The sequence below is a fragment of the Aquabacterium sp. genome (genome assembly GCF_041915145.1).
Lineage (GTDB): Bacteria > Pseudomonadota > Gammaproteobacteria > Burkholderiales > Burkholderiaceae_C > Aquabacterium.
Map to the genome: position 1 here is coordinate 1 of NZ_JAYSBZ010000027.1, position 26,438 is coordinate 26,438.

General features: G+C 67.1%; 21 protein-coding genes. 9 read left to right on the forward strand and 12 right to left on the reverse strand.

The window, feature by feature from the left end; translation table 11 throughout:
* A partial coding sequence (locus ACE3SS_RS06990; RefSeq protein ID WP_374592484.1) for a cupin domain-containing protein occupies nt 1-125 on the reverse strand: 125 nt, incomplete at its 3' end.
* Nucleotides 126-320: 195 nt separating this feature from the next.
* Here ACE3SS_RS06990 and ACE3SS_RS06995 point away from each other — a divergent pair.
* Both ACE3SS_RS06995 and ACE3SS_RS07000 read left to right on the forward strand, forming a co-directional pair.
* Nucleotides 321-500, forward strand: a complete 180-nt coding sequence (locus tag ACE3SS_RS06995; RefSeq protein WP_374592448.1) for a rubredoxin — start codon at nt 321-323, stop codon at nt 498-500.
* A 190-nt stretch (nt 501-690) separates the two neighbouring features.
* Nucleotides 691-2,178: a DEAD/DEAH box helicase gene (locus ACE3SS_RS07000; protein WP_374592449.1), complete on the forward strand. Its 1,488-nt coding sequence runs from the start codon at nt 691-693 to the stop codon at nt 2,176-2,178.
* 24 nt (nt 2,179-2,202) lie between these two features.
* Here ACE3SS_RS07000 and ACE3SS_RS07005 read toward each other — a convergent pair whose 3' ends face one another.
* The 5 genes from ACE3SS_RS07005 to ACE3SS_RS07025 form a co-directional block, all read right to left on the reverse strand.
* Nucleotides 2,203-3,471: an HD-GYP domain-containing protein gene (locus ACE3SS_RS07005; protein ID WP_374592450.1), complete on the reverse strand. Its 1,269-nt coding sequence runs from the start codon at nt 3,469-3,471 to the stop codon at nt 2,203-2,205.
* 5 nt (nt 3,472-3,476) lie between these two features.
* Complete coding sequence (locus ACE3SS_RS07010; RefSeq protein WP_374592451.1) at nt 3,477-4,289, reverse strand: transglycosylase domain-containing protein; 813 nt, start codon at nt 4,287-4,289, stop codon at nt 3,477-3,479.
* A gap of 6 nt (nt 4,290-4,295) precedes the next feature.
* Entirely contained in the window at nt 4,296-5,159 is an 864-nt protein-coding gene (gene aroE, locus ACE3SS_RS07015) for a shikimate dehydrogenase (RefSeq protein ID WP_374592452.1), read from the reverse strand.
* 68 nt (nt 5,160-5,227) lie between these two features.
* Nucleotides 5,228-6,100 carry an energy transducer TonB gene (locus ACE3SS_RS07020; protein ID WP_374592453.1) on the reverse strand — a complete coding sequence of 291 codons (873 nt, stop codon included), beginning with the start codon at nt 6,098-6,100 and terminating at the stop codon, nt 5,228-5,230.
* Between the two features lie 39 nt (nt 6,101-6,139).
* Nucleotides 6,140-8,203: a ribonuclease catalytic domain-containing protein gene (locus ACE3SS_RS07025; protein WP_374592454.1), complete on the reverse strand. Its 2,064-nt coding sequence runs from the start codon at nt 8,201-8,203 to the stop codon at nt 6,140-6,142.
* A 185-nt stretch (nt 8,204-8,388) separates the two neighbouring features.
* Between ACE3SS_RS07025 and ACE3SS_RS07030 the strand changes: the two genes are divergently transcribed.
* Complete coding sequence (locus ACE3SS_RS07030) at nt 8,389-9,582, forward strand: radical SAM protein (protein WP_374592455.1); 1,194 nt, start codon at nt 8,389-8,391, stop codon at nt 9,580-9,582.
* An 11-nt stretch (nt 9,583-9,593) separates the two neighbouring features.
* On the opposite strand, the gene ACE3SS_RS07035 is transcribed toward ACE3SS_RS07030, so the two are convergent.
* From ACE3SS_RS07035 to ACE3SS_RS07060, 6 genes are all read right to left on the reverse strand, one after another.
* Nucleotides 9,594-10,205, reverse strand: a complete 612-nt coding sequence (locus tag ACE3SS_RS07035) for a YqiA/YcfP family alpha/beta fold hydrolase (protein WP_374592456.1) — start codon at nt 10,203-10,205, stop codon at nt 9,594-9,596.
* 7 nt (nt 10,206-10,212) lie between these two features.
* A complete protein-coding gene (gene mpl / locus ACE3SS_RS07040; protein ID WP_374592457.1) occupies nt 10,213-11,661 on the reverse strand; it encodes a UDP-N-acetylmuramate:L-alanyl-gamma-D-glutamyl-meso-diaminopimelate ligase in 1,449 nt (482 codons plus the stop codon).
* A gap of 26 nt (nt 11,662-11,687) precedes the next feature.
* Nucleotides 11,688-12,422 (reverse strand): site-2 protease family protein, encoded by a 735-nt coding sequence (locus tag ACE3SS_RS07045; protein WP_374592458.1) that lies wholly within the window; start codon nt 12,420-12,422, stop codon nt 11,688-11,690.
* A 12-nt stretch (nt 12,423-12,434) separates the two neighbouring features.
* Nucleotides 12,435-13,364: a DUF2167 domain-containing protein gene (locus ACE3SS_RS07050; protein ID WP_374592459.1), complete on the reverse strand. Its 930-nt coding sequence runs from the start codon at nt 13,362-13,364 to the stop codon at nt 12,435-12,437.
* An 81-nt stretch (nt 13,365-13,445) separates the two neighbouring features.
* Nucleotides 13,446-14,768 (reverse strand): glutamate-1-semialdehyde 2,1-aminomutase, encoded by a 1,323-nt coding sequence (hemL, locus tag ACE3SS_RS07055; RefSeq protein ID WP_374592460.1) that lies wholly within the window; start codon nt 14,766-14,768, stop codon nt 13,446-13,448.
* Between the two features lie 53 nt (nt 14,769-14,821).
* Nucleotides 14,822-15,760 (reverse strand): hydroxymethylpyrimidine/phosphomethylpyrimidine kinase, encoded by a 939-nt coding sequence (locus ACE3SS_RS07060; protein ID WP_374592461.1) that lies wholly within the window; start codon nt 15,758-15,760, stop codon nt 14,822-14,824.
* 250 nt (nt 15,761-16,010) lie between these two features.
* On the opposite strand from ACE3SS_RS07060, the gene ACE3SS_RS07065 reads away from it, so the two are divergent.
* The 6 genes from ACE3SS_RS07065 to ACE3SS_RS07090 all read left to right on the forward strand — a co-directional run bounded on the left by ACE3SS_RS07065 (nt 16,011) and on the right by ACE3SS_RS07090 (nt 26,437).
* On the forward strand, nt 16,011-16,163 hold the full coding sequence (locus tag ACE3SS_RS07065) for a rubredoxin (RefSeq protein ID WP_374592485.1): 153 nt from the start codon (nt 16,011-16,013) through the stop codon (nt 16,161-16,163).
* Between the two features lie 53 nt (nt 16,164-16,216).
* Entirely contained in the window at nt 16,217-16,615 is a 399-nt protein-coding gene (locus ACE3SS_RS07070; RefSeq protein ID WP_374592462.1) for a PleD family two-component system response regulator, read from the forward strand.
* A 101-nt stretch (nt 16,616-16,716) separates the two neighbouring features.
* Nucleotides 16,717-17,082, forward strand: coding sequence for a PleD family two-component system response regulator (locus tag ACE3SS_RS07075; protein ID WP_374592463.1), 366 nt, complete (start codon nt 16,717-16,719; stop codon nt 17,080-17,082).
* 52 nt (nt 17,083-17,134) lie between these two features.
* Nucleotides 17,135-17,671 (forward strand): chemotaxis protein CheW, encoded by a 537-nt coding sequence (locus ACE3SS_RS07080; protein ID WP_374592464.1) that lies wholly within the window; start codon nt 17,135-17,137, stop codon nt 17,669-17,671.
* A gap of 59 nt (nt 17,672-17,730) precedes the next feature.
* On the forward strand, nt 17,731-20,052 hold the full coding sequence (locus ACE3SS_RS07085; RefSeq protein ID WP_374592465.1) for a methyl-accepting chemotaxis protein: 2,322 nt from the start codon (nt 17,731-17,733) through the stop codon (nt 20,050-20,052).
* Nucleotides 20,053-20,098: 46 nt separating this feature from the next.
* Nucleotides 20,099-26,437 carry an Hpt domain-containing protein gene (locus ACE3SS_RS07090; protein WP_374592466.1) on the forward strand — a complete coding sequence of 2,113 codons (6,339 nt, stop codon included), beginning with the start codon at nt 20,099-20,101 and terminating at the stop codon, nt 26,435-26,437.
* Nucleotide 26,438 lies beyond the last annotated feature (1 nt).

Genomic DNA, 26,438 nt, shown 5'->3' on the forward strand with positions numbered 1-26,438 from the left:
ATGATGTGAAAGCTTGCCAGCCCCGGGGTGTGCAGGCCGAGCGCCCACGGCGCCGTCAGCTCGACATGCACGAAGACGCCGCCTTGCAGGCGCATGTCGTCGAGGATCAGGCTGAGGGTGTCCATGGCGGGGCGAGGGGCAAGACCCGAGATTGGCGCGGGCGATGTTTCATCGGGCGTTGGTGATTACGCTAGTTTTCGCGCGGCGCTTCGGAACAATGTAGCGGAGGTTCGCGTATTCACGGCGCCCTGTGCCTACAGACAATCACTGATTCGCTTCTCTCCCACTCCAGGCGCCGCGTGGCGCGAGGTGCTGCCCCGATGGCTCGTTTCCGCTGCCCCAACTGTGGTTACGTCTACGACGAACAGGACGGCTGCCCGCGCGAAGGCTTCGCGCCCGGCACGCCCTGGCGGCTGGTGCCCGACAACTGGGCCTGCCCGGACTGCGCGGTGCGTGAGAAACCCGATTTCGAGCCCGAGGACCACAGTTTTCAGGGCTGACCCCACGAGCCCCGGCCCTTTTGGGTCTGGCGGCGACCGTATCGCCTCGCTCCGGCGCACCGCGCCATTGCCGAGACCCTCCCTGAACGTGGCCCGGAGCGAGCGCGATACCTCCGATCCGGACAAAGTCTTGTCCGCAGCCTGTTTTCAGGGTTTTCGCCCTGTGGATAACGCGGGATAATCGCGGTCGATGAATTCACCTGACACCTCTGCCGCCAGCGCGGCCACTCCTTCGGCTGCCGCGGCGCCCGAGCCCGTCGTCCGTTTTGCCGAGCTGTCGCTCGACGCCAAGCTCCAGCGCGCCATTTCCGACCAGGGCTACACGCAGAGCACGCCGATCCAGGCCAAGGCCATCCCGATCGTGCTGGCTGGGCGCGACGTGATGGGCGCCGCCCAGACCGGCACCGGCAAGACGGCGGCCTTCTCGCTGCCGCTGCTGCAAAAGATGCTGCGCCACGAAAACCCCAGCATGTCGCCGGCGCGGCACCCGGTGCGCGCCCTGGTGCTGGCGCCCACCCGCGAACTGGCCGACCAGGTGGCCGTGAACGTCAAGGCCTACGCCAAGCACACCCAGCTGCGCGTGGCCTGCGTGTTCGGCGGCATCGACATGAAGCCGCAGACGGCCCAGCTCAAGGGCGGCGTCGAGGTGCTGATCGCCACGCCCGGCCGCTTGCTCGACCACATCGAGGCCAAGAACTGCATCCTCTCGCAGGTCGAATACGTCGTGCTCGACGAAGCCGACCGCATGCTCGACATCGGCTTTCTGCCCGACCTGCAGCGCATCCTGAGCTACCTGCCCAAGGCGCGCCAGACCCTGCTGTTCTCGGCCACCTTCTCGCCCGAGATCAAGAAGCTCGCGGCCAGCTACCTGCAAGACCCCGTCCTGGTTGAAGTCGCGCGGCCCAATGCCACGGCCACCAACGTCGAGCAGCGGTTTTATCGCGTCGAAGACGACGACAAGCGCCGCGCCATCACGCGCATCCTGCGCGAGCGCTCGATCACGCAGAGCATCGTGTTCGTCAACTCCAAGTTGGGCGCGGCGCGGCTCGCGCGGTCGTTCGAGCGCGAAGGCTTGAAGACGTCCGCGCTGCACGGCGACAAGTCGCAGGACGAACGACTGAAGGCGCTCGAAGCCTTCAAGCGCGGCGACATCGAGTTGCTGGTGGCCACCGATGTGGCCGCCCGCGGCCTCGACATCGCCGACCTGCCGGCGGTGTTCAACTTCGACATCCCGTTCAACGCCGAGGACTACGTGCACCGCATCGGCCGCACCGGCCGCGCCGGCGCATCGGGGCTCGCGGTGTCGCTGGTGACCAAGTCCGACACGCGCCTGATCGGCGACATCGAGAAGCTCATCAAGAAGAAGCTCGACATCGAGCCGATCGAGCTCGACGACGAGCGCCCGCGTCGCCGTCGCGAGGTCAACGAGGCCACGGCCAGCAGCGCCGAGTTGCTGCCGCCGCCACCGATGCCGCGCCGCACCAGCCGCGCGCCGGCCGACCCGCTGTTCGACAAGCCCTACGAACCCGACCCGAACGCCGACCCTGTCTGGGAGCGCAAGGGCGCCGCGACGACGCCGGCCGGCGGCAACGCCTCGAGCCTGTCGCGTTTCATCAAGCCCAAGCGCAAGGTCGCGACGCTGCTCGGCGGCTCGGGTGGGTCCAAGTCGTCGAGCTGATCGGCCGCCGGCCGGGGCCCGCTTCTATGGCTGGGCGCTGCCAGGCGGGTGGTCGAAGAAGTAGCTGATGCGCTTGCGGGGCGCCAGGTAATCGAAGATCGCCGACGGCAACTGCTGCGGCTTGATCGCCCGGGCGATCGCGACGTCGGGCTCCTGCTCCAGATCCACCACGATGGCTTCGTGCTTGGGCACGTCGGGGTCGTAGATCAGCACCGTCGGCTTGAGCGGACGCGAGCTGTTGACGGCCACCACCACGCCCACCGTCTCGTTCGACAGCACCACCACCGTGCCCGGCGGGTACACCCCCATGCAGCGGATGAAGGTGTCGAGCGGCAACGCCTCGAACTTGCCGCGCTGCTGCGCATACATGAGCGACAGCGCCTCGTGCGGCGTCATGGCCTTCATCGGATTGACGGGGTTGCACAGGTTGTCGTAGCTGTTGACCAGCGCGACGATCTTCGAGAACAGCGACAACTGCGGGCCTTTCAGGCCATGGGGGTAGCCGCTGCCGTCCACATGCTCGTGGTGCTGCTCGATGATCGTCAGCCCCTCGTGCGACAGCCCCAGCTTGCGGCCGATGGCCACGCCGTAGTTGCAATGCTCGTGCAGCGCGTTCAACTCGGCCTTGGTCAGCGGCAGAGTCTTGCGCAGGATGTTCTCGGGCACGTCGGCCTTGCCCACGTCGTGGAACAGCGCGCCCATGCCGAGCAGCCGGGCGGCTTCGGCCGGGGCCTTCAGCTCCTTGGCCAGCATCAGCGACAGCAGCATCACGTTGAGCGAGTGGTCGTAGACGTCGTCGCCGCCGAGCTTGTCGCTCATCAGCACGATGGCCACCTCGGTGTCGGACAGCATCGAATCGACCAGCGTCTTGACCAGCGCGTCGGCCTCGTGGTGCGCCTCGTCGGGCCGGGCGAAGACCTTCTGGTTGAGCGACTTGAGCGACTTGGCGGCCGACAAAAATTCGCGTTCGCAGGCGTGCACCCGGGCATGCTGCGCGCTCAGGCGCTGGACGCGCTCTTGCTTGGCGCGCAGCGCCTCGGGGTCCTCGACGTGGGTGGTGGCCAGCAGCGGCGGGTTGTCGCTGGGCGGCAGCGGCTCGCCGTCGCTCTTGGCGGGCGTGTAGCGGATGCGCTCCAGCCCCAGCCCTTGCAGCGTGGCGATCTGCTCCAGGCTCCGGATCTTGAAGCTGGAGAAGGAGAACGGGTGCTGCATCCACGACAGGTCGAGGTGGATGTGCAGGCCGATGCACAGTTGCGACGGAGCGATGTAGCGATCGTTCGGATGATCGGGCATGCTCGCTAGGGTAACTCGACCGCCCCCATTCGCGCCACCACCGTGCCGGCGCGGCCCAGCACGTATGAGGAATCCGGACGCTGCTCGAAGCGCTTGGGCGCCGGCAGCATCACCGCGAGCCGCGCGGCCTGGTAGGCGCCCAGCTGGGCGGCGTCGACATGAAAGTAGTGGCGCGCCGCCGCCTGGGCGCCGAACACGCCTTCGCCCCATTCGACGCTGTTGAGGTAGATCTCGAGAATGCGCTGCTTGGGCAGCAGGGCCTCGAGCATGAAGGTGATGACGAATTCCTGCCCCTTGCGCACGAAATGGCGCTCGCTGCTCAGGAAGAGATTCTTGGCCAGCTGCTGGGTGATGGTCGAGCCGCCCACGATCTTGGCCGGCTTGGCGCTGGGGGGCGGGGCGGGCGGCGGGGTGCGGCCCGAGCGCTGGGCGCGTTCGATGTCGCGGGCATGGCGCTTTTCGAGTTGGGCCAGCTGCGCCTGCGCCTTGGCCTCGGCGCGCTGGTTGCGCTCCCAGGCTTTTTCGAGCGCGTCCCACTCCACGCCGCTGTGCTCGGCGAAGCCCGCGTCCTCCGAGGCGATCACGGCGCGCTTGAGCGTGTCGTTGATCTGCCCGTAGGGGCGCCAGGCTTGGCTCCAGACCACGCGGTGCTGCTCGACGGCCAGCCGGGCGATCTCGGCGCGCTGGAAGGTGGTGGACTGCGGATCCACCCAGCGCATCAGCGCGATCCGCCCCAAAAAGTAGAGCTGCAAGGCCAGGCCGCACACCACGACCAGACCCACGAAGCGGGCCAGCGAGCCCAGACCCAGCGCCTTCATCGAGCGTCAGCCCCCGATCCGTTCGCGCAGCAAGGCGAGCACGGGGCGGGTGTCGGGCCGCACGCCGCGCCACGCGAAGAAGCTCTCGGCGGCCTGCTCCACCAGCATGCCCAGGCCGTCGCGCCCCCGGGCGCCGTGGTCGGCGGCCCACTGCAAGAAGCCGTGCGCGGCGGGGCCGTACATCATGTCCACGGCCAGGGCGCCGGGCACCAGCACCGAGCCCGGCACCGGCACGCTGGCGCCGGCCAGGCTGGCCGCGGTGCCGTTGATGATCACGTCGAAACCCGTGCCGCAGCCGGTGAGCGAGGTGGCGCGCAGGGCCACGCCGCATTCGGCGGCCAGGTTGAAGTGGCGCTCGACCAGGTCGGCCGCCTTGGAGTCGGTGCGGTTGGCCACCACCACCCGCTTGGGCCGCGCCAGCAGCAGCGGCCCGAGCACGCCGGCCGAGGCGCCGCCCGCGCCCAGCAGCAGCACGCGTCGCCCGGCCAGATCGACTCCCGCGCGCTCGGTGATGTCGCGCACCAGTCCGGCACCGTCGGTGTTGTCGCCGAACCAGCCGCCCTCGGCTTCGGAGTCGAAGCGCAGCGTGTTGACGGCCTGGGCCAGCTCGGCGCGTGCCGAGCGGCGCGCGGCCAGCTCGAAGGCCTCGAACTTGAACGGCACCGTGACGTTGCAGCCGCGCGCTGCCGCGTGTTGCGCGTCACCGGCCGCGAAGGCGCGCACCGTGGCGGCAAAGCCGTCGAGCGGGCTGAGCAGGCGGCCGTAGTCGATGGCCTGACCGGTCTGGCGGGCGAATTCGGCGTGGATGAACGGCGAGCGGCTGTGCTCGACGGGGTTGCCGACGACGGCGTAGCGATCTGGAGCGGTCATGACGAGGGTGTCGGCAAGCGAGGGGTGGGCACGCGGTGGAGCTCGCGGGGGGCACCATGCTCGCGGGCTTACGGCGCCTCCGGGTTGACCGTGCTCAAGCGTGCTTCAACCCCGGCGTCTCGGGTGAATTTGAAGCGCGAGGCAATGGCCCAGAGATCGGCGGGGGCGCGCTTGTGCGGCGGCCGGGCGCCTTCCGGGCCCGCCGCGCGCACGATGGCGGCGGCGCGTTTGTCGAGCGCCTTCGAGCCCGACGACTGCGCGATTTCGGTGTCGATCACCTGCCCGCCCTTGTTCAGCCAGACCAGCATCACCAGCTCACCATAGAGCTTCTTGCCGCCGGCGGTCGGGAAGTTGGCCGTGCCGGTGTGCTCGACCTTGCGGCGGAACTGGTCGTAATAGATCGCTTCGCTGGACTCGCGCGTGGCCGGGCTCAGGTAGCGCTTCTTGGGGCGCGAGTTTTCTTCGTTGATGCGCTTTTCAATCGCTGCCAGCATGTCGAGCAACTGGCGGCGACGCTCCTGCTCGGCCTGGGCCTGCTGGCTGGACGACATCTTGCGCGGGTCGGGCGGCGGCATGGCCGCCAGCTCGCGGCGGATCTGCGCCAGCAGCTCGTTTTGCTGCTGCTGCAGTTGCTGCATCTGCCGCGCTGCCGTGTCGGGCGAGTCGCCCACCTCGGCGCTGGGCGAGGGCGGCAGCGGCGAGCTGACCATGCCCGCGTCGGCCTCGCCGCCGCCTTCGAGGTGGTGCTGGGCGATGGCCTGGGCCTTGTCCGGGGCGGTGTCCGACTTGGCGTTGACCAGCACCACCTCAAGCGGCGTCTGGTCGAACAGCTTGTTGAAGCCTTCGGGGTCGACGATGCGAAACGCCAGCAGCGCCACGTGCACCGTGACCGACACGCCGAGCGCGATTTGCAGGGTGGTGAGCTTGCGCAGCCAGTTCATCGAAAGACGCTGAGTGGTCGGGTCTGGGTGAGGCTGGGGTCAGGAGGCCGCCGCGCCGGGTTCGGCGGCATTGTCGGCGTCCTGCACATCGATCGCCAGGGTGATCGCCCCAGTGGGCTCCTCGCTGTCGTCGTCATTGTCTTCGACCGCCGCGTCGGCCGGCGCGGCCTCGTCGAGCTTGGCGACGACGCTGGCGTGCACGTCGAGCGTCAGCTCATCGACGCCGGTGACGCGCACCCGCACCCGGGCGCCGCGCGGCAGGCCGTCGGCACCGATGGCGCGGAACACCAGCGGCAGCGTGTCGGCGCGCACCAGGCCTTCTTTCATCACGGCGGCGTCGAGCTCGGTGATGCCTTCTTGCGCCAGATAGCGCAGCGTCCAGTAGCGCTCCAGGCTGGATTGAAAACCGTTGTAGGCGCTGTAGGCGGTGTCGAAGTTCGAGATCACGGCGAACAGCTCGGCGTCCTTCGGCTTGAAGGGCGCGGCCAGCGCGGCGGTGCGGCCGTGGCGGGCGCAGGCCACGATCTGCCACTGGTTGACCAGATCGACGTAGCGGCGCAGCGGCGAGGTGGCCCAGGTGTACTGCTTGACGCCCATGCCGGCGTGCGGCGCGGCCTTGGTGCTCATGCGGACCTTGATGCCCGGCGCGAGGCTGGCCTGGCTGCGGTAGATGCCGGGCACGCCCAGCTCGTGCAGCCAGCCGCCCCAGGTGCTGTTGGCCAGGATCATCGCCTCGGCCACGATCAGGTCGAGCGCCGAGCCGCGCTGGCGCGTGCCGATCACCACGCGCTCCTGCCCCGTCGGCTCGATGCCGTCGCTCATCGTGTTCTCGTCGTTCGGGCCGAAGAGCTTGAAGCTGTAGTCGGGGCGGTTGAAGGTCTCGGGCTTGCCGCGCATCACCTCGCGCTGAGCCTTCAGGTGCTTGGCGAGGCGGAAGGCAAACGCCAGCTCCGGCGCGAAGGCGTAATCGGCCGGCGCTTCGCCGCTCAAGGTCGCATCCGTGATCACGCCGTCGAGCTGGTCGTGGCGCAAGTTGGCGGCGATGGGCACGCGCTCCAGCCTGGTCTCGCTGCCCTTCACTTCGAGCGTGGCTTCGTCGAACGTGACGTAGAGCGACACGGCCGGGCAGTCGCGCCCTTCGATCAGCGTGTAGGTCTGCACCACGTCGTCGGGCAGCATGGTGATCTTGTGGCCCGGCATGTAGACGGTGGACATGCGGCCGCGCGCCAGCGCATCGACCGGCGTGCCGGGCGCGATGGCCAGGCTCGGCGCGGCGATGTGGACGCCGTAGACCACCGTGCCCGAGCCCAGGCCCTGCACCGACAGCGCGTCGTCGATCTCGGTGGTCATCGAGTCGTCGATCGAGAAGGCGCGCACGGCGGCCAGCGGCAGGTCGTCCTTGATCGGCGGTGCCGTCACGGCCGGGAAGCCCGTGCCCTTCGGGAAGTACTCGAACAAGAAGCGCTTGAAGTGGAACTGATACGGGCTGTCGATCGCGCCGGCGTCTTTCAGCAGGTCGAGCGGCGCGCGCTGCGCGCGCTTGGCGGCGTCCACCACGGCCTTGTATTCGGGGCCGTTCTTGTCGGGCTTGAACAGGATCTTGTAGAGCTGCTCGCGGATCGGCTGCGGGCACTGCCCGGCGGCCAGCTCGCCGGCCCAGGTCTCGATCTGCGCGAGCACCTGCTTCTTGCGCTCGATGGCCAGCAGCGCCTGCTTCAGGATGTCTTCGGGCGCCTTGCGAAAGCGCCCCTTGCCACGGCGATGAAAGTAATGCGGCGTCTCGAACAGGCGGATCAGCGCGGCGGCCTTCTGGGTGGCGTCGGCGTTGGCGCCGAAGTATTCGGCGGCGATGTCCTCGAAGCCGAATTCTTCTTCGGGTGCCACCTCCCAGATCAGGTCGAGATCGATCTCGGTGGCCATCGCCTGCGCCTGAGCCAGCAGCTCGGCGGGGGCGGGCTTGGCGAAGCGCAGCAACACGTTGGCGGCTTTCGCCTTCACGCGCTTGCCCGAGTCGAGCTCGATCTGCAGCGAACTCTCGGCTTCGGACATCACGCGCCCGGCCAAGAACTTGCCGGACTCATCGAACAGGGCGTAGGTAGACATAAGCGGGGGATTGTCCCACTGCGCCACGGCGGCGGTGGCGACGCGTTCGGGCGCGCGCGACCATGAGCGAGGTCAAACCTCGTGCATTTCGCGGCGACAAGCCGGCGGCTGTCAGGTTGATCGGGCTCGGGGCGCCGTACGATGCCGCCGCCCGGATCAACCGCAACCTCATGCGAAGAACAACGATGGAAGCCTCTCAACAACCGATTCATTTCTTTTCGCCCGGCTCGCGCGAAGCCGTGCCTGAGCTCACCGATGCCGACCCGATCCTCGGCGGGCGCGTTGAGCTGCAGCTGCTCACCACGCTCAAGTGCAATCTCAAGTGCACGTATTGCTCGCTAGGCGTGGGCGAGGTGCTGGGCTCGCAGACGCACGTCGAGTACACCTTCGATCAGCTCACGGCGTTTGTCGACAAATACCTCACGGGCAAGGAGGTGTACGTCACCTTCTACGGCGGCGAGCCCACGCTCAACCAATCGCTGATGCTCGAGGTGATGCGCCGCTATCCGCGCTTTCGCTTCCAGCTGCAGACCAACGCCACGCTGCTCGACGATCTGCCGCCCTGGGCGCTGGGGCGCTTGTCGAACGTGCTGGCCTCGATCGACGGCGGCGAGACCATCACCGACGGCTACCGCGGGCGCGGCATCTACCGCCAGGTGGTCAAGAACCTCAAGGCCATGCGCGAGCACATCGGCGGCAGCGTCACGGCGCGCGTCACCTGGGGCAACCCGGACACCACGTTTGAAGAGCTCGACCGCCTGGTGAGCGAAGAGGGCGTGTTCGACTACCTCTACTGGCAGTTCGTGGCCGACGAGATGTATGCCGGCGATTCGGTCGACAAGCGCAAGGCCGTGCTGGTGCAGCTGATCGACAAGTTCTTCTCGCGCACCGATGCGCTCTACCCGGTGATCCCGCTCATGGGCATCGTGCGCAACAAGGTCTTCCCGACGCGCGCGCAAGAGCTCTACGCCGGGCGCACGCAGTGCCGCGTGTCGAGCCATTTGCTCAACGTCATGCCCAACGGCGAGGTCTACCCCTGCCCCGACATGATGTATCTGCCGGCCATGAAGATGGGCGACGTCAAGGCCAACTGGCTGCGCCCGAGCCCGCTGCAGCGCACCGAGGCCATGCCTTGCGAGGGCTGCGAGGCCTTCTCGTGGTGCCGCAGCAATTGCATGAAGAACATGTACCTGGGCTACGTCAAGCAAGACGAGCGCTACCGCAACAACGTGGTCGAGCCGATCTGCGAGCTGCTGCGTTTCATCGGTCGCGAGATCGACCGCCACGACCCCGTGGCCTGGTTCGAGCGCGCCACGTTGCCGGTGCGCAAGCAGATCCTCGATTGCGAGGTCTACGAATACGTCGAGGTGATGCCCTGACGCGGCACCCGCTACCGGTGCTGGTCGCGCTTCGGCGCCGGCCACCCCAGCTTGATCAGCACCTCGGGTAGCCAGGCGTCGAAATCGCGCAGCGAGTGGTCGCTGCCTTGCACCACCCGCATCGGGCAGGCCGCGTAGCGGGCTTGCATCTCGCGCCAGTCGAGCACCTCGTCGCCCGTGGCGATGAGGGCGAAGTAGCGCTCGGGCCGGGTGGGGCGCACTTCGAGGGCGTTCAGTTCCTCGACGAACTCGGGGCGGAAGAAAAAGCGGTCGTCGGGGTCGTGATGGCTGGTTTGCTCGCCGATGTAGCGGGCCAGATCGCGCGCCGGCTCCACCACCGGGTTGATGACGATGGCCGGGCAGCCCAGGCGCTCGGCCATCACGGTGGCGTAGAAGCCGCCGAGCGAGCTGCCGATCACGGCGCGTTGATCGGCAGGCCAGGTGCGCAACTCGCGCTCGACGAGCTCGACGGCCTCGCGCGGCGACGGCGGCAGCTGCGGACACCAGTAGGTGAGCCCCGCCCCGCCTGCGTTGAGTTGGTTCACCACAGCCTGCATGCGCTGCGCCTTGAACGAGCGCGGCGACGAGCGAAAGCCGTGCAGGTAGGCGAGGTGGGTGATCACGGCGGGGCTACTTTGCCGTCAGCGCAGCCAATTCGTTCAGTAGCTTCTGGTGGATGCCGCCGAAGCCGCCGTTGCTCATGCACAGCACGTGGTCGCCGGGGCGGGCGGCGCGCACCACGCGCTGCACCAGCGCGTCGATGTTGTCGGCCACCACGGCCTTGTCGCCCATCTCGGCCAGTGCCTCGTTGGCGTCCCAGCCGAGGCCGCCGCTATGGCAGAAGGCCAGGTCGGCGTCTTCGAGCGACCAGGGCAGCTGCGCCTTCATCGTGCCCAGCTTCATGGTGTTGGAGCGCGGCTCGAACACGGCGAGGATGCGCGCGTTCGGGCCGACCTTGCGGCGCAGGCCATCGACCGTGGTGCGGATGGCCGTGGGGTGGTGCGCGAAGTCGTCGTACACGGTGACGCCGCCGGCCGCGCCGCGCACTTCCATACGGCGCTTGACGTTGGCGAACTCGCGCAGCGCGGCCGCGGCGGCTTCAGGCGAGACGCCCACGTGCTCGGCGGCGGCGATGGCGGCCAGCGCGTTCATCTGGTTGTGCTCGCCCAGCAGACTCCACTCGACGCGCGCCACCTGCATGCCCGACTTCAGCACGTCGAAGGCATGCGGCTCGCCACGCGCGCGCCAGCCCGGCGTGTCGCCGCGCACGCCGAAGCGCGCCACGTCGCTCCAGCAGCCGCGCTCGAGCACGCGGCTCAGGCTGGCCTCGCGGGCGTTGACCACGAGGCGGCCCTGACCCGGCACGGTGCGAACGAGGTGGTGAAACTGCGTCTCGATGGCGGCCAGGTCGGCAAAGATGTCGGCGTGGTCGAACTCGAGGTTGTTGAGGATGGCGGTGCGCGGCCGGTAGTGCACGAACTTGCTGCGCTTGTCGAAGAAGGCCGTGTCGTACTCGTCCGCTTCGATGACGAATGGCGCCCCCACGCTGGCCTCTGGCGAGGCTGCGCTGCCCCCCGAGGGGGCGCTCGTGCCTTGGGACGGCCCGGCGGCACTCGACGTTTGACCCTTGCCCAACCGCGCCGACACGCCGAAGTTCTCGGGCACGCCGCCCACCAGAAAGCCCGGCTGCAGCCCGGCGTGCTCCAGGATCCACGCCAGGATCGACGTGGTCGTGGTCTTGCCGTGCGTGCCCGCCACCGCCAGCACGTGCCGGCCTTGCAAGACGTTCTCGGCCAACCATTGCGGCCCGCTGGTGTAGGGCAGGCCGGCGTTGAGGATGGCTTCCATCAGCGGGTTGCCGCGCGACACCACGTTGCCGATGACGAACAGATCGGGCTGGAGCGCGAGCTGGTCGGGCGTGTAGCCCTCGATCAGCTCGATGCCGAGCGCCTGCAGCTGCGTGCTCATCGGCGGGTAGACGCCGGCGTCGCAGCCCGTCACGCGGTGGCCGGCCTCGCGAGCCAGCGCGGCGATGCCGCCCATGAAGGTGCCGCAGATACCAAGAATGTGAATGTGCATGGGGGCGAATTGTAAAAACGCGCGGCTCAGAAGAACGACGAGCTGGGCCCGGCCAGCATCTCGTGCACGTCGTGCGTCATGAGGGCCAGAAACGCCACGAGACCGATGTAGAGCGTCGCGTAGCTCAGCCGCGTCTCGGCCGAGGCCTGGTAATACGTGCCGTGCTCAGGGTCGTCGGCCCGATAGCGCCAGGCCTTCATCACCTGCGGCGCGGCACTCAGCGCCACCAGGATGAGGATGGGGCTGGGGTGCCACAGAAACATCCCGACCAGGATGGGCGCGCCCAGCAGCCAGATGCGCGGCGACAGCACGGCGGTGATGCGCCCGCCGTCGAGCGGCGACACCGGGATCAGGTTGAACAGATTGAGAAAGAACCCGCCGTAAGCCACCGCCAGCAGCCAGCGCAGCTCGTGTCCGCCGTCGCGAGCATAGAAGTAGCAGGCCAGCGCCCCGAGCGTGCCGACCAGCGGGCCGCCCATGCCCACGTAGGCCTCGGTTTCCGCATCGTGCGGCAGCTCCTTGAGCTGGATCCACGCCCCGACGAACGGGATGAAGGTGGGCGCGCCCACATCGAGTCCGCGTTGCCTGGCGGCGATGTAGTGGCCCATCTCATGCACGAAGAGCAGCGCGATGAAGCCGGCCGCGTAGCGCCACCCATAGATCCACGCATACACCACCAGCGAAATCAGCATCGTGCCGCCGGTGGTGAGCAGCTTGCCGAACTTCAGGCCGCTCAGCAGCAGCATCAACAGCTTGAACATGCGTCAACGTCCTCAGGCAGAAGGTGGGGTCGAGGAGTCCTTCTTGCCCTTGAAGAATTTGGTGAACACGCCGAATGCCCCCGCCGCGGCCAGCGCGATCACCTTGGCGAATTTGGCGAACAAACCGGCGGCCAGCGCGAACATGCCCAGCTTCTTGGCGGCCAGCCCGCCCACCAATGCGGCCAGGCCGTATTCGGCGACGTGGTCGGTCTTGGCGTCGAAGTCGGCGTAGCGCTTGCCGGTGTTGAAGTCGAGCGCCGCGAGCAGCGTGGTGGCGTTGCCCTTGTCGTGCTCGATGCGGTCGGCGCTCGAGATCAGGTCGAGCGTCACGTAGCCCTCGCGTCCCAGCGCGTAGGTGTTGTAGTTGATGCTGGTGGGCTCGTTGGCAGCAGCACCCTTGTGCCGCGCCGAGATCGACCAGACCAGCCGGTGGTGGCCGGCGTCGTACGCGGGTTTCTCGACCCAGCCCAGCACCTCGAGCTCGGGGAAGCCGCGCTGGCGGCGCTCTTCGTTGCCGGCGTCGGTGCCGTCTTTCACGCTCTTGAGCAGGTCATCGACGTTCCAGTTCTTGGCGTCGTCGTCCTTCACGTAGCCGGCCGATTCGTACTCGGCCACCGCCATCCAGTGCTCGTCATCGCTTTGCGGAAAGACCAGTCCCATCTCGCGTTCGTCGGGGTGGTTGCCCATGGCGCGCATCAACTGGGCCGCAGCCGGCTCGGGCACCCACACGTAGCCGGTGGGCAGCTTCAGCACGGCCTGGTCGCGCAGCTTGATCTCGGCCGGGCCCACGACCTGCGCCTTCTTGACAGCCTCGAATGCGGCCTGCTGTTCGGCCTCGCGCGGGTCGGGGGTGTCGGCTGCGCGTGCCGGCTGCACGAGCCCGCTGAGGCAGGCCAGACTGGTCAGCCACATGGCGACTACGAAGCGAAAGGTGGCGGTCATCGAGAACTCCCTGGTTCAGTGTGGTGAGACAAATGAATGCGGGAGGCGATGCGGCGAGGTTGCCGCACCGCCGATCACCCGTCAGGACAAGGCAGCGCGCGCGGCGTCGAGCGTGGCGGCGATGTCGGCCTCGGTGTGCGCGGCGCTGACAAAACCCGCTTCGTAGAGAGCAGGCGCCAGGTAGACGCCGTTGTGCAGCATGCCGTGGAAGAAACGGTTGAAGCGCGCCTGGTCGGTGGCCATCACGGCCGGGTAGCTTTGCGGCAGAGCGTTGGCGAAGAAAAAGCCGAACATCCCGCCTTGGCAATCGCCCACCATCGGCACGCCTTGCTCGCGCGCCACGCCCAGCAGGCCATCGACCAGCGAGCGGGTGCGCGCGCCGAGGGCGTCGAAGAAGCCGGGCTTTTGAATCTCGCGCAGCGTGGCCAGGCCGCAGGCGGTGGCCACCGGGTTGCCGCTCAAGGTGCCGGCCTGGTAGACCGGGCCCAGCGGCGCCAGCTTGGCCATCACCTCGCGCGGGCCGGCGAACGCCGCCAGCGGCATGCCGCCACCGATGACCTTGCCGAACACGCTGAGGTCGGGCTTGAAGCCGGGGATGGCCTGGGCGTACAGGCTCTGCGCGCTACCGAGGGCGACTCGAAAGCCGGTCATCACCTCGTCGAACACGAACAGCGCGCCGTGCTGGTCACACAGTTCGCGGATGCGCTTGACGAAGGGCACGCTGGCGCGCACGAAGTTCATGTTGCCGGCGATCGGCTCGATCATCACGCAGGCGATGTCGCGGCCTTGCGTGGCGAAGGCTTCTTCGATCTGCGCGACGTTGTTGTACTCGAGCACCAGCGTGTGCTGCACCACCTCGGCCGGCACGCCGGCGCTGGTGGGGTGGCCGAAGGTGGCCAGGCCCGAGCCGGCCTTGACGAGCAGCGCGTCGGCATGGCCGTGGTAGCAGCCCTCGAACTTGACGATCTTGCTGCGACCCGTGAAGCCGCGCGCCAGCCTGATCGCGCTCATGCCGGCTTCGGTGCCCGAGCTCACCAGGCGCACCTGCTCGGCGCTGGGCACGAGCTTCAAGATCTCTTCGGCGAGCTCGATCTCGCGCTCGGTCGGCGCGCCGAACGAGAAGCCGTCGAGCGCGGCCTTTTGCACGGCTTCGAGCACGGCGGGGTGGCCGTGGCCCAGGATCATCGGGCCCCACGAGCCGATGTAGTCGATGTAGCGGCGGCCCTCGGCGTCAAAGATGTAGGCGCCCTGCGCGCGGCTGATGAAGCGCGGCGTGCCGCCCACGGCCTTGAAGGCTCGCACCGGCGAATTCACGCCGCCTGGGATGCTGCGTTGCGCGCGTTCGAACAACCGGGCGTTGCGGTCGGAGGCGGGGAGGGTGGGGGAGAACTTCGAGTCGGACATCGGCGGCGGTGCAGTGAAAAACAAGAAGGCCGCCAGCAGCCGGCGGCCGGCGGTCAGTGAATCTGGCGCTTGCCGGGCGGAGGCAGATCGTCGGCGAACTCGCCGGGAGCGTCCTCCTCGCCTTCCTCGTTGGGCGGCAAGGCCCAGAAAAAGCGATCGGGTACCACGTTGCCCATGCCGGGGCGGTAGCCGGCATCGAGCGACTGGTCGAGGAAGCTCAGTGCCTCGCCCACGGCCACGTGCAACTCGTTGCCGCTGGCGAGCAGGGCGGTCATGGCGGCCGAGAGCGTGTCGCCCGCGCCCACGAAAGTGGCCTCGAAACGCTCGAATTTCTCACCGGTGATGGCGCCTTCGGGCGAGGCCAGCACGTTGTCGATGTGTTGATCGGGTAGTTGCATGCCGGTCACCAGCACGCTGCGGGCGCCGGCCTCGCCAGCTGCCACGGCCAGCTCGCGAGCCGATGGCGCGCGCTCGGCGTTCCAGTCGGGCAGCAGAAAGTCGGTCAGCGTCTTGTGGTTGCCGATCAGCACCTCGGTGGCGGGCAGGATCAACTCACGGAAGGCGTCGAGGTAGGCCATCTCGGCGTCGTCGTCCAGCCAGGACACGTTGGGCAGGTAGGCCACCAACGGCACGTCAGGGTAGTCCGACAGCACCTCGGCCACCGCGCTGACTCCCTCGGCGCTGCCCAGGAAGCCGACCTTCCAGGCCGCGATGGGCACGTCCTCGAGGATGCTGCGCGCCTGCTCGACGATGGCCTCGGGGTCGATCTCGTGCGAATCGAACACCTCGGCGGTGTCGCGCATGACGATGGAGGTGACCACCGGCAGGGCGTGCGCGCCCATCGCCGAGATGGTTGCCACATCGGCGGCCAGCCCGCCGGCGCCGCTGGGCTCGCTGGCGTTGAAGCTCATCACGCAGACAGGCGCCGGCGGCTCCTGCTCGGCGGCGCCGGTTTCGTGGTCGGCTTGCGGGTGGGTGCTTGGATTGGTCATGCAAATAGGAGCGTTGGGCTTATGGACTTATGGCGAGCGGCGATCCGGTTGCTGAAATATCGGGTCACAAATCGTATCTCCGGGCTGTCGGTAATGGTTGCCGCGGGTCTGTGCAATAAACCATGAAATGGCGCCGGATTGTTGTGTTTGTGCCCACAAACCCTCGCATTTCAGGGGATTCGCGTCGCTACAATCTTCGACCATTGTAGACATGCGCTCATAGAAGAACGTGACTGAATTCAAGACTTGGATGTGCCTCATTTGCGGCTGGATTTACGACGAAGCAACCGGCTGCCCCGAACACGGTATCGCAGCCGGCACGCTTTGGGCCGATGTGCCGATGAACTGGGTATGCCCGGAATGCGGAGCGCGCAAAGAGGACTTTGAAATGGTGCAAATCTAGTTCACTCGATATTCGGCCCCTGCGCGGGCCGTCGTCGTGAAGGAGTACAACTCGTGAGTGATGCAACCGCCGGCGAAGTTTGTGCCACGAAGGTTCTGGTCATCGACGACAGCAATACCATTCGCCGCAGCGCCGAGATATTTCTCAAGCAAGGCGGCTACGACGTGGTGCTGGCCGAAGATGGTTTCGATGCGTTGGCGAAAGTCAGCGATCACCAGCCTGACCTGATTTTCTGCGACATCCTGATGCCGCGCCTCGACGGGTACCAGACCTGCGCCATCATCAAGCGCAACCCCCACTTTGCGACGGTGCCCGTCATCATGCTGTCGTCCAAGGATGGATTGTTCGACAAGGCGCGCGGCCGCATGGTCGGATCGGAAGATTATTTGACCAAGCCCTTTACCAAGGATCAGTTGCTGCAAGCGGTGGAACAACACCGTGTTACAGCCTGATTTCTGATGGCGGATGCATTTTGTATCTGCCGAAATAGAGGGTGGACCTACACAGGTGCAAATAAAACCAAAACGCCTGATTGCTGACTGAGGATACGACCATGCCGATTCAAAAGATTCTTCTGGTGGATGATTCCAAAACCGAATTGCATCACCTCAGCGACCTGCTGACCAAACGGGGTTATCAGGTTCGCACCGCCGAAAATGGCGAAGAAGCTTTGCGCCGTCTGGCTGAGGAAAAACCCGATTTGATCCTGATGGATGTGGTCATGCCGGGGCAAAATGGTTTCCAGCTCACGCGAGCCATTACTCGCGACCCCAATTTCGCCAACGTGCCGGTGATCATTTGCACCAGCAAGAACCAGGAAACCGACAAGGTCTGGGGCATGCGGCAGGGCGCGAGCGATTACGTCGTCAAGCCTGTCAACGCCGACGAACTGGTGGCCAAGATCAAAGCCTTCGGCTGATCGGTCGGCGGGCTGGTTTGAGTCACTCCACAACCGAATGATTCGACACTGAATGTCCAAGAGAGAAGCCCTCAGGGAATTGCAAAGCCGGCTGGCCCAGCGACTGCAAGCGTCGAAAGACGAAGCCGCCACCGCGACCTGGCTGGCCGTTGAGGCTGGCGGGCGCGGTTTTTTGTTGCCGCTGGCTGAAGCAGGTGAAATCTTCACGGGTCGCCTGACCTGCCTGCATGTGCCGCATACGGCCCGGTGGTTCCTGGGGGTGGCCAACCTCCGGGGGCATCTGCATTCGGTGGTCGATCTGGCGGTGTTCCTCGGGTTGCGCGCAACCGGCGCGACGATCGAGGCGCTGCAGCGCGAGTCGTCCAGCCTGGTGGCGCTCAATCCGTCGCTCGAAACAAACTGCGCCCTGCTGGTCGACCGTTTTGCCGGTCTGCGAGGGCGTGAGCAGCTGGTGGCGCATCAGGGCGACAAGTCGCCGCGACCGAACTTTGTGCTGGGTGTGTGGCAGGACGCGGAAGGCCGCGTCTGGCATGAGCTGGGCTTGGCAGCGCTGGCGGGCAACGAAGCGTTTCTCAAGATCGTTGGTTGATGAACGGTGGCGGGCGCCACAAGAGGTGCGCCGCGACTCCATAAGAGCAAGAGGTATCTATGAGTTTCCTGGACAAAATCAAGGATTCCGGCAATCCGCAAGCCTCGTCCGCTGGCGAAGATGCTCACCATCAAGGCGACGCCGCAACCACGCAGGCGGGCGCCGAGCACGATACCGCCGCGCCCAGTTCGCTTCATCCGGTGGGTGCCGACTCGTCCATCATTTCCGAGGCGGCGCCGTCCGAGTTGCCGGGCGATTTCGGCGACACGCGTCTGCGTCAGGAGTCCGGCGCCGACGATGCGGTCTCGCTCGAGTCCACCACCGGCCTGCCGCTGATCGGCCGCTGGAGCCTGGGGCGTCAACAAAGGGTCTTGCTGATCACCTTGCTGATCGGCGGCGTAGGGTTGGGTCTGGCGGCCTTCTTCTCGGTGAAGACCGCCAACGAACGGGCCGCGCAGATCGGCGCCGTTGGGCGCGCGCTGACGCAGTCTCAGCGGCTCGCGAAATCGGTGTCGCAAGCCCTGATTGGTAGCGCCGGGGCGTTCCCGGAAGTGAAGAACTCGATCGAAGTGCTGGCCAGCAGCACGCGTGGGCTGAAGGCTGGTGATTCGGCCATGGGGCTGACCGCTGTGCCGGGGTCGATGCAAGACGCCCTGGCGCCCGTGTTGCCGCTGGTGGACCACGCCGAAAAGAACGCCAAGGTGCTGCTTGGTCAGCAGCCCGTGCTGACCAAGGTGGGCAAGTCGTTGCGTGAGGTGAACCAGCAGTCGTCCGACTTGATGGAGCTGGCCGACTCGATCTCGCAGCTCAAGGTGCAGCAAAACGCCGCGCCGGCTGAAATCGCGGCGGCTGGTCAGTTGGTGATGCTGACGCAGCGCATCGGCAAGTCCGCCAACGAATTCCTGACCGTGGAGGGCGTGTCGACCGAAGCCGTGTTCTTGCTGGGCAAGGACTTGAACGCCTTCCGCGAAATCGCGCAGGGTCTGGCCGAGGGCAGCGGCGAGTTGCACCTGACAGCCGCCAAGGACGCGCAGACCAAGGAGCAGGTCGGCGCCTTGCTGCAGATGTTCGATCAGACCCGCGAAGAGGCCACCTACATTCTGGGTACCCTGCAAGGTCTGGTGGCCGCGCGTGACGCGCAGGCCGCGATCATTGCCGAATCCGAAAACCTGCGCAAAGGCCTCGAAGAGGTTCAGACGCGCCTGACCGCCAGCTCGGGCGTGGGCACGGTCAACCTGATCGTGATCGTGGTGGCCCTGCTGATGGTGGCGGCCGGTGCTTATGGCCTGCTGCGCGTCTACATGACCGACCAGCAGAACCGCCGTGCCTTGGCCGAGCAGCAAAAGCTCGAAGCCGAACGCCAGCAGCGCGAGGCCAAGCGCGTCAACGACGCCAACCAGGCCGCCATTTTGCGATTGATGAACGAACTGCAGGCGGTTGCTGAAGGTGACTTGACGCAACAAGCCACGGTGACCGAAGACATCACCGGCGCGATCGCCGACTCGGTGAACTTCACGGTGGAAGAGCTGCGAACCCTGGTGGCGCAGGTGCAAGACACCGTGCTGCGGGTGACCGAAACCACGCAGCACGTCGATTCGACGTCCACCGAACTGTTGGCCGCATCCGACGAACAACTGCGCGAGATTCGCGAAACTGGCGAGTCGGTGCTGCAGATGGCGGGCCGGATTAACGAAGTGTCCGCGCAGGCGCTGCACTCCGCCGAGGTGGCGCGCCAATCGCTGACGGCTGCTGAAACCGGCCTGACCGCTGTGCAAAACGCGATCGGCGGTATGAACGCCATCCGCGACCAGATTCAAGACACCTCGAAGCGGATCAAGCGGCTGGGTGAATCGTCGCAGGAGATCGGTGAAATCACCGAACTGATTTCGGACATTACCGAGCAGACCAACGTGCTGGCCTTGAACGCCGCCATTCAGGCCGCGTCAGCCGGTGAAGCCGGTCGCGGCTTCTCGGTGGTGGCCGAGGAAGTGCAGCGTCTGGCTGAACGCTCCGGCGATGCGACCAAGCAGATTGCCGCGCTGGTGAAGACCATTCAGACCGACACCCAAGACGCCGTGGCCGCTATGGAACGTTCGACGCAGGGCGTGGTGGAAGGAGCCCGACTCTCCGACGCTGCCGGTACCGCGCTGGGCGACATCGACCGCGTGTCACGCCGCCTCGCCGACCTGATTCAAGAGATTTCGCGCCAAGCCTTGCACGAAGCCGAATCGGCCAACGTGGTGGTGTCGAACATCCAGCACATTTTCGCGGTGACCGAGCAGACCGGAGAAGGTACGCGCTCGACCACCCAGCTGGTGCGTGAACTGTCCAAGACCGCTGAGGAACTGAAGCAGTCGGTGTCGCGATTCAAGATTGCCTGATCGACCCCGCTCTCTTCTGTTTCACACTGTGTGAAGGCGCCGCCGGATGAATACTCGCACTAACGAGTCCAACAACGATCTCAGCGCCCTGGCCTGGGTTCAGGAAGAACTGCGTAAATCGCTGGACACTGCGCACAAGGCGCTGCGTCGCTACCTCAAGGAAGCCGAGGCCAACTCGGGTTCCGATGTCGACGCGGTCGACCCCGCCGTGTTGCGCACGGCGCGTCTGCATGTGCACCAGGGCGTGGGCGCGCTGGAGCTGGTCAACCTGAGCGCGGGTGCCACCCTGCTGCGCGCCAGCGAGGCCGCCGTGCAGCGCTTCGTGGCCAAGCCGCACAAGCTGGATTCCGCCGCCGCAGACGTGATCGAGCGCGCCTCGTTCGCGTTGCTCGACTACATCACCCGCTTGCTTGCCGGCAAGCCGGTGCCGGCCGTGGCGCTGTATCCGCAATACCAGGCTTTGCAGACTTTGGCGGGCGCCGAACGCGCGCACCCGGCCGATCTGTGGCCCAACGACTGGCGCTGGCGCGACTGGAGCTCGCAGGCCATGGGCGCGCCGCGCGCAGCCGATGCCCAGGCGCTGAACGAGTTTGAATCGCTGCTGCTGACCGTGATGCGCAACCCGGGCGCCGAGGCGCTGCGCCGCATGGCCAGCCTGTGTGCCGACATGGCGGGGGGGCAGGCGGGGCAGCTCGCCACGCTCTGGAAGCTCGCCGCCGCCCTTTTTGAAGGGCAGGCTGAAGGCCGCATCACGTCTGATCTGCACACCAAGCGCGCGGCATCGCGGCTGCTGGCGCAACTGCGCGGGCAACTGGCGGGCAACAACGACTCGCCGCAGCGTCTGGCGCAAGACCTGCTTTTCTTTTGCGCCCAGGCTCGCACGGTGGCCGGCGCGCAGGCCACGCCGAATCTCGACGCGGCCCGCGCGGCCTACGAGCTGACCGAAGAGCAACCGGTCGATTACCACGCCGCCAACCTGGGTCGTTTCGACCCGGCCTGGATCACGCAAGCTCGCAAGCGGGTCGCCTCGGCCAAAGAGGTGTGGTCGGCCGTGGCGGGTGGCGAGTTGCTGCGGCTGTCCAGCCTGCCCGAGCAGTTCGCCCTGGTGGGCGATTCGCTCGTGCGCCTGTACCCCGAGGGCGAGTCGCTGTCGAACGCCTTGCAAAACACCATGGCTCGCACGGTGCAGACCGGTGCGATGCCGCCGGCACCGCTGGCCATGGAGGTGGCGACCAGCGTGCTCTACCTCGAAGCCTCGCTCGAAGACGGCGACTTCGACCACCCCGATCAGGCACAGCGCGTCAAGCGTCTGGCCGACCGCATCGAAGCAGTGCGCGCGGGCGCCGAACCCGAGCCGCTCGAGAGCTGGATGGAGGAGCTCTACCGCCGCGTCTCCGACCGTCAGACCATGGGCAGCGTGGTGCAGGAGTTGCGCAACAGCTTGTCCGAGGCCGAAAAGCAGATCGATCAATTCTTCCGCAAGCCCGACGAACGCGGCCCCCTGATCCAGGTGCCGGGCCAGCTCAAGGCCATGCGCGGCGTGTTCTCGGTGCTCGACCTGAGTCAGGCCTCGCAGGCCGTCGTACGGATGTGCGACGACATCGATCGCCTCACGGGCGGGCAGATCGATACCCAGCAGGCTGCCGCCGAAGGCTACTTCGATCGACTGGCCAGCAACCTGGGAGCCTTGGGTTTCCTGATCGACATGCTCAGCGTGCAGCCGCAGCTGGCCAAGTCGCTGTTCAAGTTCGATGCAGACACCGGTCTGTTGAAATCGCTGATGGGGCGCCGCGCCGAAGCCGCGCCCGGAAGTGCACCCGAGCCGGTCGCTGAGCCGCCGGTTGCGCTGACCTTCCCGGACGCGCCGCGTCTGATCGAGCAGGCCCAATCGGTGGCCGAGGCTGTGGCCTCCGACGCCGTGCCGCTGGCCGACGTGTCGCACAGCCTGAACCTGCTGTCGAACGAATCGGTGGTGACCGAACAGCCGGCCTTGGCCGCCTCGATCTCGAACGCGCAAGCCGCGCTCGAGCAGGCCGAGCAACCGGGCGCCGGCCCCGAAACCGTGCACGCCGCCCGCGAGCAGGTGGCGCAGGCCATGGCCGACTTCGTCGAGTCGGTGTCCGAGCCGATCGGCCTGGATGAACTCGGCGCGCCGGGTGAGCCGGTCGCGCCCGCCGTGGTGTCGGCTCCCGTCCCGACGCCGGTTGCTCCGCCGCCCTTGGCCCCGGTGGCCGCGCCGACGGTGGTCGATACCGGCCTCGAAGAAGACGACGAGATGCGCGGCATCTTCCTGGAAGAAGCCCGCGAGGTCATCGAGAACGCCCGCGAGGCGCTCCAGCATCTGGCGACCGAGCCGAGCAACATCGAGCAGATCACGGTCATCCGCCGTGCGTTCCACACCCTCAAGGGCAGCTCGCGCATGGTCGGGCTGAACGAATTCGGCGAGGCCGGGTGGGCCTGCGAGCAGCTCTACAACACCTGGCTGGCGTCGCAGCACCCGGCCAGCCCCGATCTGCAGACCCTGACCCACGATGCGCTCGATTCGATGCGCGTCTGGACGGACGAAATCGAGGCGCGCTCGCCTGATCGTGGCCGTCGTGAGCCGATCTGCCGCAGTGCTGACGCTCTGCGTCAACATGGCGAATACATCCCGCTGGCTCCGGTCGGCGAGGCCCCTGTGGCCGTGCCCGAGGTGGTGGAGGCCGCGCCGATTGCCGAGCCGGTGATCGATGCGCCAGCCTTCGAGGCGGTGGAAATGGCCGCCCCGGTCGAAGTGGTCGAGGTGCCTGAAGCGGTACCCGCGCCCGAGGCGGTGGCGTTCAGTCTCGACCTGTCGGCGCTTGAGGGGCCGTCCGAGGCTGCAGCGGTGCCGGTTGTCGAGACCCTCGAGCCCGCCCAGGCGCCCGAGCTGACGTTCGATCTGTCGGCCGTCGAGCCCGAGCGGCACGACGATTTCGTCGATACCACGCCGAGCCGCCTGGCTTCGCTGGACGAAACCGTCGAACCGCTGGCGCTCGATCTGTCGTCGGGCGCTGAATCGGTGCCCGAAATGGCGCCGGTGGCCGAGCCCGAAGCCGTGCCGACCGCCGAGGTGATCCAGTTCCCGACGCCGGTTCCCGAAGTGGTCGAGCCCGAGATGGCGACCGAGGGCGCCGATGATTCGGCCAACGAGCAAGTCAAGGTGATCGGGTCGCTGCGCATCAGCATCCCCCTGTTCAACATCTTCCTCAACGAGGCCGACGAGCTGTCGCGCCGCCTGACCACCGAGCTGGCCGAATGGTCGATGGAGTTGCACCGCTCGGTGAGCGACGCAGCGGTGGCGTTGGCGCACTCGCTGGCTGGCAATTCAGCCACGGTCGGCTTCCAGGATCTGTCGCATCTGGCACGCCAGCTGGAGCACGCGCTGATGCGCAGCCAGGCGCTGGGCAACGGCACGCCAGAAGACGCGCAGTTGTACAGCGACGTGGCCGAAGAGATTCGCCGCCTGCTGCATCAATTCGCGGCGGGCTTCCTGAAGGCTCCGGCGCAGACGTTGCTCGATCGCTTGACCGAGCAGGAGCGCGACGCCGCGCAGCGCCTGGAGGCGCGCAGTCATGCGCCCGAGGTGAGCGAGGCCGACTCGGCGCTCGATGAGTTGCCCTTGGTGACGGATGAAGCCACCGAGTCGGCCGATGCCGTGCTGGCCTTTGACGCACCCCCGGTGGTCGAGCCCGAGCTGGCGCCGGACCTGCTGGCGACCTTCGTGGCCGAAGAGCACGAGGCTACTGCGCCGGGCGAATTGGGTCAGCCTGAATTCAAGGCCCTGGAGCCGCTGCACGTGGCCACGACGGCCGCGCAGCCCGTGCACACCGCGCCGCGCGGCACGGGCACCGAGTTCGATGAAGACCTCGATGCCGTCGACGCGGTGGACGCCGACTTGTTCCCGATCTTCGAGGAAGAAGCGCAAGAGCTGCTGCCGGCGCTGGCTTCGCAGATGCGCGACTGGGTGCGTCGTCCTGGCGATCCGTCGGCCTCCACGGCCTGCATGCGGACGCTGCACACGCTCAAGGGCGGGGCGCGTCTGGCTGGTGCGATGCGCCTGGGCGAACTGGCGCACCGGCTGGAGTCGGCGATCGAGAAGCTGCTGGCTCGCGGCAACATCCAAGCCGGCGACGTTGAAGACCTGCAAGGCAACGCCGACGCGTTGAACGAAGTCTTCGAAGCGCTGCGCAATCAGGATGCGCAGGCTTACGAGCAGGCCACGCAGCACGTGGTTGAAGCCACGCCGGCACCGGCTGCCGTGATGCAGCCGCTGGAAGCGCCCGTCGTGCACGTGCCGACGGTGGCCGAGAGCCTGCCGCCCGTGGTGGATGCGCCAGCCGAAGGTGCGGCGGCCGAATCGGCTCCCGTGGCTCCTGCCGCGACGCCGGCTGGCGGGGCCATTGACTGGTCGCGTTTCGCGATGAATCCGGTGGCCCAGGCCGCCACGGTCATGGCCAAGACGCACGCGGGTATTGCGCAAGGCGCGGTGCGCGTGCGCGCGCAGCTGCTGGATCGGCTGGTCAATCAGGCCGGCGAGGTGAGTATTTCGCGTTCGCGTCTGGCCTCCGAAGTGACCCAGATCCGCGGTTCGCTGAACGACCTGACCGACAACCTGGAGCGTCTGCGCCAGCAACTGCGCGACATCGAGCTGCAAGCCGAAACGCAGATGGGCACCCGCATGGAAGCTGCGCGGGCCGAGGCGAAGGACTTCGATCCGCTCGAGTTCGACCGCTACACGCGCTTCCAGGAACTCACCCGCATGATGGCCGAGTCGGTAAACGACGTGGCCACCGTGCAACGCGCCTTGCAGCGCACCATTGAAACGGCCGAAGACCAGCTGGCCACGCAGGCCCGCTTGACGCGCGACTTGCAAGACGACCTGCTGCGCACGCGCATGGTGGAGTTCGAGGGCTTGTCCGATCGTCTCTACCGCGTGGTGCGCCTGGCCGCAAAAGAAACCGGCAAGCAGGTGCGGCTCGACATCGTGGGCGGCTCGACTGAAGTCGACCGCGGCGTGCTGGATCGCATGACCCCGGCGTTCGAGCACCTGCTGCGCAACTGCGTGTCGCACGGGATCGAGTCGCCGGAAGCTCGTCAGGCGGCGGGCAAGGACGTATCCGGCCTGATCGTGGTGTCGTTGCGCCAGGAAGGCAACGAAGTGAGCGTCGAGTTCCGTGATGACGGTGCCGGCCTCAACCTCGAGCGCATCCGCCAGAAGGGTGTCGCCCAGGGCTTGTTGCAATCGACCGATCAGCCCACCGAGGCCGAACTCGCCAGCCTGATCTTCACGCCGGGCTTCTCGACCGCCGACACGGTGACCGAGCTGGCCGGTCGCGGCATCGGTATGGACGTGGTGCGCAACGAAGTGAACGCCATGGGCGGTCGCATCGAGACCGCGACGGCCACCGGCCAGGGCACCAGCTTCAAGCTCGTGCTGCCCTTGACGACGGCGGTGACGCAGGTGGTGATGCTGCGCTGCGGCGACACCACCGTGGCGGTGCCGACCCACCTGATCGAGATCGTGCGCCGCGCCAAGCCGGCCGAGGTCGAGCAGGCTTATCAAAGCGGCGTCTACACCTTTGCCGATCTGACCCTGCAGTTCTTCTGGCTGGGCTCGCTGCTGCACATCAGCCCGCGCGGCACCGAGGCCGCTCGCACTCTGCCCATTGTGGTGATCCGCTCGGCGGCGCAACGCGTGGCGCTGCACGTCGATGAAGTGCTGGGCAACCAGGAAGTGGTGGTGAAGAACCTCGGGCCGCAACTGGCGCGCTTGCCTGGCTTGGCCGGCATGACGCTGCTGGCGTCGGGGGCCGTGGCGCTGATCTACAACCCGGTGGCGCTGGCCACGGTGTACGGCGAAGAAGCTCGCGCCATGACGCTGGCGGCACTGCAGCCTGCCGAGGCTGAAGCGGGCGCCCCGCTGGTGCCGGTGGCGCAAGCCGAGGCACCTGCTGCGCCGGCCGTGCCGCTCATTCTGGTGGTGGACGACTCGCTCACCGTGCGCCGCGTCACGCAGCGGCTGCTGGCCCGCGAAGGCTACCGCGTCACCCTGGCGAAGGACGGCCTCGACGCGCTCGAGCGTCTGGCCGAAGAGCGCCCGGCGGTGGTGTTGTCCGACATCGAGATGCCGCGCATGGACGGCTTCGATCTGGTACGCAACATCCGCGCGGACAAGCGTCTGGCCGACCTGCCGGTGGTCATGATCACGTCGCGGATCGCGCAAAAGCACCGCGATTACGCCTCCGAACTGGGTGTGAACCACTACCTCGGCAAGCCTTACAGCGAAGAAGAATTGCTGGCACTGATCGGGCACTACACGGCCTTGACCACGGCGCACGATGCCGCCGCCGGCGCGGCAAACTGAG

Excerpts from the sequence above, each read along its gene's own strand:
- mpl (WP_374592457.1), bottom strand. The coding sequence starts at position 11,661 with ATGCACATTCACATTCTTGGTATCTGCGGCACCTTCATGGGCGGCATC.
- aroE (WP_374592452.1), bottom strand. The coding sequence starts at position 5,159 with ATGACCGCTCCAGATCGCTACGCCGTCGTCGGCAACCCCGTCGAGCAC.
- ACE3SS_RS07060 (WP_374592461.1), bottom strand. The coding sequence starts at position 15,760 with ATGACCAATCCAAGCACCCACCCGCAAGCCGACCACGAAACCGGCGCC.
- ACE3SS_RS07030 (WP_374592455.1), top strand. The coding sequence starts at position 8,389 with ATGGAAGCCTCTCAACAACCGATTCATTTCTTTTCGCCCGGCTCGCGC.
- ACE3SS_RS07020 (WP_374592453.1), bottom strand. The coding sequence starts at position 6,100 with ATGAACTGGCTGCGCAAGCTCACCACCCTGCAAATCGCGCTCGGCGTG.
- ACE3SS_RS07000 (WP_374592449.1), top strand. The coding sequence starts at position 691 with ATGAATTCACCTGACACCTCTGCCGCCAGCGCGGCCACTCCTTCGGCT.
- ACE3SS_RS07050 (WP_374592459.1), bottom strand. The coding sequence starts at position 13,364 with ATGACCGCCACCTTTCGCTTCGTAGTCGCCATGTGGCTGACCAGTCTG.
- ACE3SS_RS07045 (WP_374592458.1), bottom strand. The coding sequence starts at position 12,422 with ATGTTCAAGCTGTTGATGCTGCTGCTGAGCGGCCTGAAGTTCGGCAAG.
- ACE3SS_RS07085 (WP_374592465.1), top strand. The coding sequence starts at position 17,731 with ATGAGTTTCCTGGACAAAATCAAGGATTCCGGCAATCCGCAAGCCTCG.
- ACE3SS_RS07025 (WP_374592454.1), bottom strand. The coding sequence starts at position 8,203 with ATGTCTACCTACGCCCTGTTCGATGAGTCCGGCAAGTTCTTGGCCGGG.
- ACE3SS_RS07065 (WP_374592485.1), top strand. The coding sequence starts at position 16,011 with ATGTGCCTCATTTGCGGCTGGATTTACGACGAAGCAACCGGCTGCCCC.
- ACE3SS_RS07075 (WP_374592463.1), top strand. The coding sequence starts at position 16,717 with ATGCCGATTCAAAAGATTCTTCTGGTGGATGATTCCAAAACCGAATTG.
- ACE3SS_RS07090 (WP_374592466.1), top strand. The coding sequence starts at position 20,099 with ATGAATACTCGCACTAACGAGTCCAACAACGATCTCAGCGCCCTGGCC.
- ACE3SS_RS07010 (WP_374592451.1), bottom strand. The coding sequence starts at position 4,289 with ATGAAGGCGCTGGGTCTGGGCTCGCTGGCCCGCTTCGTGGGTCTGGTC.
- hemL (WP_374592460.1), bottom strand. The coding sequence starts at position 14,768 with ATGTCCGACTCGAAGTTCTCCCCCACCCTCCCCGCCTCCGACCGCAAC.
- ACE3SS_RS06995 (WP_374592448.1), top strand. The coding sequence starts at position 321 with ATGGCTCGTTTCCGCTGCCCCAACTGTGGTTACGTCTACGACGAACAG.
- ACE3SS_RS07080 (WP_374592464.1), top strand. The coding sequence starts at position 17,135 with ATGTCCAAGAGAGAAGCCCTCAGGGAATTGCAAAGCCGGCTGGCCCAG.
- ACE3SS_RS07005 (WP_374592450.1), bottom strand. The coding sequence starts at position 3,471 with ATGCCCGATCATCCGAACGATCGCTACATCGCTCCGTCGCAACTGTGC.